This is a genomic window from Neisseria sp. P0001.S007 (assembly GCF_051963655.1).
Taxonomy (GTDB): Bacteria; Pseudomonadota; Gammaproteobacteria; order Burkholderiales; family Neisseriaceae; genus Neisseria; species Neisseria subflava_A.
In genome coordinates this window covers 351,411-360,621 of sequence record NZ_JBQCUB010000002.1, presented here as the reverse complement: position 1 = coordinate 360,621, position 9,211 = coordinate 351,411, and the positions used below count along the sequence as shown (strand labels likewise).

The 9,211-nt window shown below is 47.8% G+C and carries 10 protein-coding genes, 1 tRNA gene and 1 riboswitch; of the genes, 4 read left to right on the top strand and 7 right to left on the bottom strand.

Annotation, left to right across the window (positions count from 1 at the left end; all coding sequences use genetic code 11):
• Positions 1-255: 255 nt before the first annotated feature.
• Entirely contained in the window at positions 256-750 is a 495-nt protein-coding gene (locus tag ACTHRE_RS04070) for a type IV pilin protein (RefSeq protein ID WP_440344846.1), read from the top strand.
• Positions 751-823: 73 nt separating this feature from the next.
• On the opposite strand, the gene ACTHRE_RS04065 is transcribed toward ACTHRE_RS04070, so the two are convergent.
• The 6 genes from ACTHRE_RS04065 to metK form a co-directional block, all read right to left on the bottom strand.
• On the bottom strand, positions 824-1,648 hold the full coding sequence (locus ACTHRE_RS04065; protein WP_070645412.1) for an undecaprenyl-diphosphate phosphatase: 825 nt from the start codon (positions 1,646-1,648) through the stop codon (positions 824-826).
• A 44-nt stretch (positions 1,649-1,692) separates the two neighbouring features.
• Positions 1,693-2,334: a thiol:disulfide interchange protein DsbA/DsbL gene (locus ACTHRE_RS04060; RefSeq protein WP_070645554.1), complete on the bottom strand. Its 642-nt coding sequence runs from the start codon at positions 2,332-2,334 to the stop codon at positions 1,693-1,695.
• An 11-nt stretch (positions 2,335-2,345) separates the two neighbouring features.
• Positions 2,346-3,461: an SPOR domain-containing protein gene (locus ACTHRE_RS04055; protein WP_377072056.1), complete on the bottom strand. Its 1,116-nt coding sequence runs from the start codon at positions 3,459-3,461 to the stop codon at positions 2,346-2,348.
• 154 nt (positions 3,462-3,615) lie between these two features.
• On the bottom strand, positions 3,616-5,112 hold the full coding sequence (locus ACTHRE_RS04050) for a YifB family Mg chelatase-like AAA ATPase (protein WP_377072058.1): 1,497 nt from the start codon (positions 5,110-5,112) through the stop codon (positions 3,616-3,618).
• A gap of 13 nt (positions 5,113-5,125) precedes the next feature.
• Entirely contained in the window at positions 5,126-5,446 is a 321-nt protein-coding gene (locus ACTHRE_RS04045; protein WP_003684455.1) for an accessory factor UbiK family protein, read from the bottom strand.
• 109 nt (positions 5,447-5,555) lie between these two features.
• A complete protein-coding gene (metK, locus tag ACTHRE_RS04040) occupies positions 5,556-6,725 on the bottom strand; it encodes a methionine adenosyltransferase (RefSeq protein ID WP_070461302.1) in 1,170 nt (389 codons plus the stop codon).
• Between the two features lie 173 nt (positions 6,726-6,898).
• Positions 6,899-7,009, bottom strand: a riboswitch (SAM-I-IV-variant riboswitch).
• 247 nt (positions 7,010-7,256) lie between these two features.
• Between metK and ACTHRE_RS04035 the strand changes: the two genes are divergently transcribed.
• From ACTHRE_RS04035 to ACTHRE_RS04025, 3 genes are all read left to right on the top strand, one after another.
• On the top strand, positions 7,257-7,454 hold the full coding sequence (locus ACTHRE_RS04035) for a hypothetical protein (protein ID WP_070734683.1): 198 nt from the start codon (positions 7,257-7,259) through the stop codon (positions 7,452-7,454).
• Positions 7,455-7,523: 69 nt separating this feature from the next.
• A complete protein-coding gene (locus ACTHRE_RS04030) occupies positions 7,524-7,982 on the top strand; it encodes a hypothetical protein (protein WP_070734681.1) in 459 nt (152 codons plus the stop codon).
• 152 nt (positions 7,983-8,134) lie between these two features.
• Positions 8,135-9,016 carry a lysophospholipid acyltransferase family protein gene (locus tag ACTHRE_RS04025; RefSeq protein ID WP_377072061.1) on the top strand — a complete coding sequence of 294 codons (882 nt, stop codon included), beginning with the start codon at positions 8,135-8,137 and terminating at the stop codon, positions 9,014-9,016.
• Positions 9,017-9,064: 48 nt separating this feature from the next.
• Here the strand turns inward: ACTHRE_RS04025 and ACTHRE_RS04020 are convergent.
• Positions 9,065-9,141 (bottom strand) — tRNA-Pro (locus ACTHRE_RS04020).
• Positions 9,142-9,211: the final 70 nt, after the last annotated feature.

Genomic DNA, 9,211 nt, shown 5'->3' with positions numbered 1-9,211 from the left:
GCTGAACAAGTTAAAGGCGGAGGCGACGGTTTCTTCTGCCGCGCCTAAGGCCGCACAGCCTGCCGTGAAAAAATAAGCCTGACGGTTAACTGCCGTATGCCGCCCCGAGGCTGAACCGTTTGCCGGTTCGGGTTGACGGGCGGCTTTGTATGGGCAGTGGCAATGAAGACTTGGAGCAATGGGGGCCATTGAGTAAAGGGACAAACGGATAGCCTCTTATTGTATGGGGATATAAAAGATAAAGGGAATAAAGATATGTACTCAAATGCATTTGACGGAAAACGGAATAGGGCAACTATACAGAGGGGCTACTCTTTGATACAGCTGTTGGTAGTGATGCTGTTGGTTTCGATATTGGCGACGGCGGCCTTTACGGCCTATCGGGAATCGGTCCGTTCGGCCAACCTGCGTGCGGCGCATGCCGCCCTGCTGGAAAATGCGCGCTTTATGGAGCAGTTCTATGCGAAAAAGGGCAGCTTTAAGCTGACGTCGACGAAGTGGCCGGAGCTGCCGGTGAAGGAGGCGGGCGGTTTCTGTATCAGGATGAATGGTCAGGCTAAGGGGATCCTGGAAGGGAAGTTTACTTTGAAGGCGGTGGCGCTGGACAGGGAGGCGGAGCCTAGGGTATTACGTTTGAACGAGTCGTTGACGGCGGTGGTGTGCGGGAAGATGAAGGGTAAGGGAAGCTGTACGGACGGCGAGGAGATATTTAGGGGTAATGATGCGGAGTGTCGGCCTTTTATGGGGTGACCATCGGAGGGGAAGGGATATAAGAAAGAAAAAAAGGACGTAGGGGAAACGTCCTTTGGTGGGGGAGGATGGGTTATTCGCTCCAGCTGACTATACCTAGCATCCAAGTAAGGAGAATCAGACCACCGAATACGATGCGGTAGTAGGCAAAAGGAACATAGTTTTTACTGGAAACAAATTTCAGCAAAGCTTTTACTGCCAATAAACCGGCGATAAATGCTGCGATAAAACCGATGGCAATTTGTCCGACATCTTGCAAGGTAAAAAGTTTGTAGTTTTTTAAGATGTCGTAACTTGTGGCCGCAATCATCATTGGTACAGCAAGGAAGAATGAAAATTCGGTAGCCGTTTTACGTTCTAATCCCCACAGCATACCGCCCATGATGGTACTGCCTGAACGTGATGTCCCAGGGATAAGGGCACAAATTTGGGCGCATCCTACAACAAATGCGTCAATTGGGCGCATATCATCGACATGGTTGACTTTAGGTTTGGCTGTTGTTTGGCGTTTTTCAACCCATAAAATGAAGAAGCCACCTAATACCAGCATGGTAGCAACGGTAATCGGGTTGAAAAGATGCAATTTAATTTGTTTACTGAATAAGAGGCCAACAATCGCAGCGGGGATGAACGCGATAAATAAATTCAGCACAAAGCGATTGGCTGTTCGCTCTTTGCCTAGTCCTTTTATGATATGGGTAAATCGTTGGCGATATTCGAATACGACGGCTAATACGGCACCGAGCTGGATGGCAATTTCGAATACTTTTCCGTTGCTTTGGAAATTCATTAAGTCGCCAAATACAATCAAGTGACCGGTACTTGAAATAGGGAGGAACTCGGTTAAACCTTCGATAATACCGAGAATAAGTGCTTTAAATAAAATCAGAATGTCCATAAGTTTTCAGACGGCCTTGAGGCCGTCTTTCTTTTGTTGAATAGTTAAAGTGGTTTTGAGGATTGTTCGCGGCGGACTTTGACGATGAGCTCGTCTATGGTTTTCATACCGGCTTTCCAGTCGCTACCGTTGAAATTGACTTTGTATTGACCACCGACGATGACAGTTGGTGTGTTTTCAATTCGATAAGTTTCCGTCAATTGCTGCATTTTTGCAGCAGCCGACGCGGCAGCAGGGCTATTGTAGGCTTGAAGCAGTTTTTGACTGTCAAAACCCGTCTGTTTGCCAACCCATGATCGGAATACATTTGCATCAGCCAAGTTAATCTTCTGTTCGTAAACAGCTTTGAAGATGACTGGATTGGCCTGATATTTTAAACCTGAAAGATTGACGGCAGCGGCTACTTTGGCCAAGCCTAACATTTCAGGCATCCAAACGACGTGCTCTGTCCGTAAGGAAACATCTTTAGCGAAGGTTTTACTGTGTTGCAACAAAACAGGATCGAGATGGTAACAATGAACGCAGAAGTAGCCGAAAAACTCAAGCACTTCAATTTTTCCCGCTTGTTGCTGCGAGATAGGATGACTAAGAACAGTATAGTCTACGCCCTCGGTAGCAGCTTGCGCACTCAGGATGAGCAGGCTCAGGCTGAGTGCGGCAATGGTTTGTTTTATACGCTGCTTCATCAGTGATTCCATTATTTGGTAGAACGAATCAAGCTGTTGATATTATGGCCTTGCAGGTTTTTTTGCAGTTTTACAGCGGCTTCCTGCGGCATGGTGTTACTTTGAACTCGGTAAATGGTTTTGTCGCCGTTTTGCGATTCAACCACTCTGGAAGAAACACCTAAAATAGCCAGTTTTGCACGTTGTGAGTCCGCGCTGGAGCGGTCTGCATATGAACCAAGTTGCAGGAAGGCTTTTTTACCGCTGTTGGCAGCTGTTTCGGCTTTTTCTGCTGACTGTTTACTTGCAGCGTTGCTGCTTTCTTTTGCTGCAGAGGCATTTGCTGCTTTACGTGCTTTTTCGACGCTGCCGCTGTTGAGGATTTGCTCAGGTGTCGGCTTGTTTTGCTTTTTGGCTTCAGCTGCTTTTTTCTCGGCCAGTTTGCGCTCGGCACGCTCTTTTTGTTTGGCAGTCAGTTGGTCGGCTGCTTTTTTGTCTTTAGCAGCTTTATCGGCAGCTTCTTTTTCCGCTTTGGCTTTTTCTTCGCGTTTTTTCTCTAATTCGGCTTTTTTCTCGGCTAGTTTTTTCTTAGTAGCTTCTTTTTCTGCTTCAGCTTTTGCAGCTTTTTCTTTGGCTTCGCGTTCGGCTTTATCGGCAGCAGTTTTGTCTGCTCTTTCTTTGGCTTCACGTTCGGCTTGTTCGGCGGCGGCTTTTTCAGCTTTTTCTTTAGCTTCGCGTTCGGCTTTATCAGCAGCGGCTTTCTCTGCTTTTTCTTTAGCTTCACGTTCTGCTTGTTCGGCTTTTTCCTGAGCTTCTTTTTCCGCTTGAGCTTTTTCTTCAGCTTCTTTGGCAGCTTTTTCAGCCTCTTCTTTAGATTTTGCTTCTTTCTCTGCCGCTTCTTTTTCTGCTTTGGCTTTTTCTTCATCTGCTTGGGTAGATGAAGTGTCGGTAGCTGGGCGTTTCTCTGCTTTGTCCTGAGGTTTCAGGATTTCAGGTTCTTCGCTTTGTTTAGGCTGAGTCAGCTCTTTGAAAACGTTTTGGTTGCCTTGGTTCAAGAAGAACAAAATACCGGCAATAATACCTGTTGCCAGTATTAGGCCGAAAAAGAAACCGGACAAGCCTTTACCATATTGTGTAGATTTTTTCATGACTTACCTTGTAATAATGTGTTCAGACGGCCTGAAGTGAGACTGTCTGAGTTTGGATTCGATATTTTATCAATAACCGTTATAGACGGCAAAATCCTGATGCTTTGTTTACTCTAGTTTTACTTAAACATAAAGATTCAGGCCGTCTGACAAGTTAAAGGGCGCGACGGAAGCCGATGGCTTTCATCACATGGGTTTTGCTGACTTCTTCGTCGCCTGCCAAATCGGCCAGCGTACGGGCGACGCGCATGATACGGTGGAAACTTCGGGCGGAAAGGGACAGTTTTTCGAGCATGGTTCCCAAGGCTTCTTGCGCTTCTTTTTGGATGCGGGCTTTGCCATCGAGCTCGCCGACACTCAGTTCGGCATTGACTTTGCCTTGTCTGTTGTATTGGATTTTGCGTGCGGCGGTAACGCGTTCCAATACGGTGGCGCTGGATTCGCCTGCTTCTTGTTGCATCAGCTCGGCAGCGGAAAGGCTGGGTACTTCGATGGTTAAATCAATACGGTCGAGCAATGGCCCTGAAATTTTGTTGCGGTAGCGGGCAACGCTTTCAGGCGTACAGCGGCAAGGTTTGGACGGATGGCCAAGATAGCCACAAGGGCAGGGGTTCATGGCGGCGACAAGTTGGAACTTGGCCGGATAAACTGCTTGGCGTGCGGCGCGGGAAATATGGATTTCGCCGTTTTCCAAAGGTTCGCGCAATACTTCTAATACTTTACGGTCAAACTCGGGTAATTCGTCTAAAAACAACACACCGTGATGCGCCAATGAGATTTCGCCCGGACGTGGGTCTGAACCACCGCCTACCATGGCTGCCGAGCTGGCACTGTGATGAGGACTGCGGAAAGGACGGTTGCTGTCGAGTTGCTGTTGATGGTTGGGCAGGAGTGAACGCAATGCCCATACTTCGACCAATTCGTCTTCAGTCAAAGGCGGAAGGATACCGGGCAAACGTTGCGAAAGCATCGATTTGCCCGTACCCGGAGGGCCCATCATCAGCAGGCTGTGTCCGCCTGCCGCTGCGATTTCCAAAGCAAGGCGGGCGGTATGTTGGCCTTTAACATCGGCTAAATCAGGAATTTTACTTTGTTCAGACGGCCTTTGCGTCAGCTTGCATTCAGTTTGTGTCAACGGTTCGATACCGTTTAAATGCGCGGCCACTTCGCCTAAAGAACGCGCTCCATAAACCGCGATACCGCGCATGACGGCAGCCTGTTCGGCATTTTCTTGCGGCAAGACGAATGAACGGCCGGCCTGCATTCCCTGCCATGCCATGGCCAGCGCGCCGCGCACGGGACGCAGCAGGCCGGACAGTGCCAATTCTCCGGCAAACTCATATTGCACGAGCTTTTCAGGATTGATTTGTCCCGATGCGGCAAGAATGCCTAAGGCAATAGGCAAATCGAAACGGCCGGATTCTTTTGGGAGGTCGGCCGGTGCGAGGTTGACGGTAATTTTCTTGGCGGGAAAGTCGAAGCCGCTTTGGATGATGGCGGCACGTACACGGTCGCGGCTTTCTTTGACTTCAGTATCGGGCAAACCGACGATATTGAAATGTGGCAAGCCGTTGGCAAGGTGGGCTTCCACTTCGACCAACGGCGCATTCATGCCGCTTAAGGCGCGGCTGTAAACCAAAGCAAGCGACATGTTTCAGACGGCCTTATTCGGCAGCTTCGGTTTGTTGTTTGATTTCGGCAACAGCTTCTTCAGCAGCGGCTTCGGCAGCTTTCAAAGCCGCTTCTTCAGGCTCTTGAGCAGCTTCGAGTTTGGCCAAACGGGCTTCCAATTCGGCCAGTTTGGTACGGGTTTTAATCAAAACCTGTTGTTGGATGTCGAATTCTTCGCGGGTCACCAAATCCATGCGGTTGAACGCGCTGCCGAGCATGGCTTTAACGTTTTTCTCCATGTCTTTGGCAGGGCTGTTGGCGATGGTTTCGCTTATTTTAGAGCTGACTTCTTCGAAAAGTTGTTTGCCGAACATAATCCGTATCCTTTATTCAGAATGTATATAGAAATTCAAGTGGCTATTGTATAAGGAAAAAGGCCGTCTGAAAACGTTTTGCTTTTCAGACGGCCTCAAATGCGGAAGTTTACACGCCTGCGGCTGCTTTCAATGCGGCTGCTTTGTCGGTCCGCTCCCAAGTAAATTCAGGCTCCTCGCGGCCGAAGTGGCCGTAGGCGGCGGATTTTCCGTAAATTGGGCGCAGCAGGTCGAGCATTTGGACGATGCCTTTAGGGCGCAGGTCGAAATGTTCGCGAACCAGAGCGATCAGTTTTTCTTCGCTGATTTTGCCGGTACCGAAGGTATCGATGGAAATCGAAGTCGGTTCGGCAACGCCGATGGCGTAGGAAACTTGGATTTGGCATTGGGTTGCCAAACCGGCAGCTACAATGTTTTTCGCAACATAGCGGCAGGCGTAAGCGGCGGAACGGTCCACTTTGGACGGGTCTTTGCCGGAGAATGCGCCGCCGCCGTGCGGAGCTGCGCCGCCGTAGGTATCGACGATGATTTTGCGGCCGGTCAAACCGCAGTCGCCTTGCGGGCCACCGATAACGAAGCGGCCGGTCGGGTTGATCAGGTATTTGGTTTCGTCGGTCAGCAGTTCAGACGGCAGAACCGGTTTGATGATGTGTTCGATAACAGCGTTTTTCAGCTCTTCGTAACTGATAGACGGATCGTGTTGGGTAGACAGGACGACGGTGTCGATGCGTTTTACTTTGCCGGTTTCGCTGTCGTAAACCACGGTCAGTTGGGCTTTGGCATCAGGACGCAGCCAAGGCAGGCGGCCGTCTTTGCGCAATTCGCTTTGGCGTTGCATCAGGCGGTGGCTGTAATAGATGGCAAACGGCATCAGGGTAGGGGTTTCGTCGCAGGCATAGCCGAACATCAAACCTTGGTCACCCGCGCCTTGGTTCAAGTCGATGCCTTCGCCTTCGTTCACGCCTTGGGCGATGTCCGGAGATTGTTGGTCGTAGTACACGCCGACTGCGCAGCCGTTGGCATCAAAGCCCAGCTCGGAGGAGTTGTAGCCGATGCGTTTGATGGTTTCGCGGGCGACTTTGATGTAGTCCACTTGGGCGGTAGTGGTGATTTCGCCTGCCAATACGCACAAGCCTGTGTTGACCAAGGTTTCCGCGGCGACACGCGCTTTGGGGTCTTGTGCCAAGATGGCATCCAAAATCGCATCGGATACTTGGTCGGCAACTTTATCCGGATGGCCTTCGGATACCGATTCGGAAGTAAACAGATATTCGCTCATTGCTATTCTTTCATTAAAAACAGGCTGCTGTGTTTTCAGACGGCCTTTTATTTCGGACAGCGGAAATCATAACAAAAACTCCGCTTTTTCTCTATACAAGTGAGAAACATTCGCACTTGTCTGCTGTTTCGGAATCCTGTTGCACGTTTCTTACAGGCAAAAAAATTCCCGCATTAAGCGGGTTTGGATTGCTCTGGCGAGCCACATCGGTTTTTCAACCGTCCACCTTACCTTTCTTTCGGAAAAGCAGGTTGGCATGGAATTCCCAACTCTTAATGCAGCGCGGATAGTAGCAGAAAAGCAGGTGTGCCGCAATATATTTGCCCGAAGTCTGTTTTGTTACCTTCCTTTTGCAAAAAAGAACTTTTAGTATTAAACTTCTAAAATGAAATAATTCCTTTATTTCACACAAAGAACGTACTTATTTACATAAAATAGTTGAGTATTCGCGCGTATATACACTTTTGCTTTTGTATGTGCATTTGTACAATTTATTGAATAAGAAGAAAAAAGTTTTGAAAAGGATAAATCATGAGTAATAGACAAAAAAGACGAAATCCTCATGCTTATAAATATGTGGATAGACCATCATCTAATAAACGTCAGCAGAATAGACAATACCGTAATCATAATGATGGTAATTATGTAATTCTTCAAAAGGATCCTTTTGAAATTGTAATGTGGCTCTGCGGTATTGCTTTTATGGCCCTTGTATTTATTTTTACTTAAATAGAATTTCCTTTCTTATATTAAATGCCTTGCGTTTTCGCAGTATTTTTTATTTGAAAGGAAATTCCTATGGACAATATGTACATTAAAAAAAATGAACACAACTCTAAAAAAGAGCTGAAAAAAGATTCGAGACCTTCTAATAGGTTCGCATCTTTTATATCATTAATGATAGTAATTGCTGCTTTTTTTATGGTTATTGTGCCTAAGAAAACAATTAAGGTTGAAAACAAGACTGGAATACCAGCCTCGTCTATACCTTATGAATTTGCAGGTAACGGTTGGAAGTCATATTTAAAACTTACTTTTACATCAACAGGTCCTAGAATAGAAAGAACGATTTTTTCACCACAAGGTGAAAGAAGTTTTGCTTTTTTCATAGGAACGTATTGTGGAAGCAATGTTTGTTTTTATGATCAAGAAACAGATTCTGACGTAGTAATCAGCCGTATTGATGATGAATCAATACAGTATGATGCATCTTTCAGAAAAAAAGGAGACAAACAAACTCTTGTTTTTTCACATTAACCACCAAAGAAGCCTTCGGGCTTCTTTTTTTTGGTTAAGCTTTATATATATCATCAATCTGAGTCATAATTTCCAGTGATTTTGATAAAATCAAAATCACCCAGACGGCCTGTTTCGTTTACAATCTGCTCACTTCATTTTGGTAAAACCTTATGCAAACGCTTGTTACCTTTGTTTTTAAATTTTTGGCCGCGCTGCCTTTGGTTTGGTTGCACAAATTAGGCAACCTGCTCGGTGGTTTGGGTTTCCGCGTGTTGTCGAAAGATCGTCGAAGGGTATTCGAGAACATGAAACTTGCCGGATTGAACCCGACGGACGAGGCGGTGAAAAAAGTTTTCCGTGAAACGGCAAAAGGCGGCTTGGAATTGCCGGTGGCGTTTTTCAGACGGCCTGAGGAAATTGAAAACCTGTTTGTCAGCGTCAACGGTTGGGAACATGTTCAGACGGCCTTGAGTGCGGGCGAAGGTTTGCTGTTTATCACGCCGCACATCGGCAGCTATGATTTGGCGGGCCGCTACATCAGCCAGCAACTGCCGTTTCCTCTGACGGCGATGTACAAGCCGCCGAAAATCAAGGCATTTGATGCGGTGATGCAGGCAGGGCGCGTGCGCGGTAAAGGCAAGACTGCACCGACCAGCATTCAGGGCGTCAAACAAATCATCAAAGCGCTGCGCGGCGGCGAAGCGACCATTGTATTGCCGGACCATGTACCGTCTCCGGAAGAAGGGGGCGATGGCGTGTGGGTGGACTTTTTCGGCAAACCTGCCTACACCATGACGTTAGCGGGCAAGCTGGCGCAAGTTAAAGGCGTGAAGGCTTTGTTTTTCTGCGGCGAGCGTCTGCCCGATGGGAAAGGCTTTGTCTTGCACATCGAGCCATTGCGCGGCGAATTGAGCGGCGATAAGGAGAACGACGCGCGCGTGATCAATGAAAATACCGAATATTGGATACGCCGTTTTCCGGAACAATATTTGTTTATGTACAACCGCTACAAACATCCCGAAGGTGCGCCTTTCCCTCCGCCGGAAGTATAGGCTTGCCGAATGTAAAAAACCTGCTTGGACTCAAGCAGGTTTTGTATTTGGTCGGAATGAGAGGATTCGAACCTCCGACCCCTTCGTCCCGAACGAAGTGCGCTACCGGGCTGCGCTACATTCCGAATGTGGGGAATTATAGGATAGGAGAAGCCGGTTTGTACAGGGGTCGATAAATAATTAATAATTGGCTGC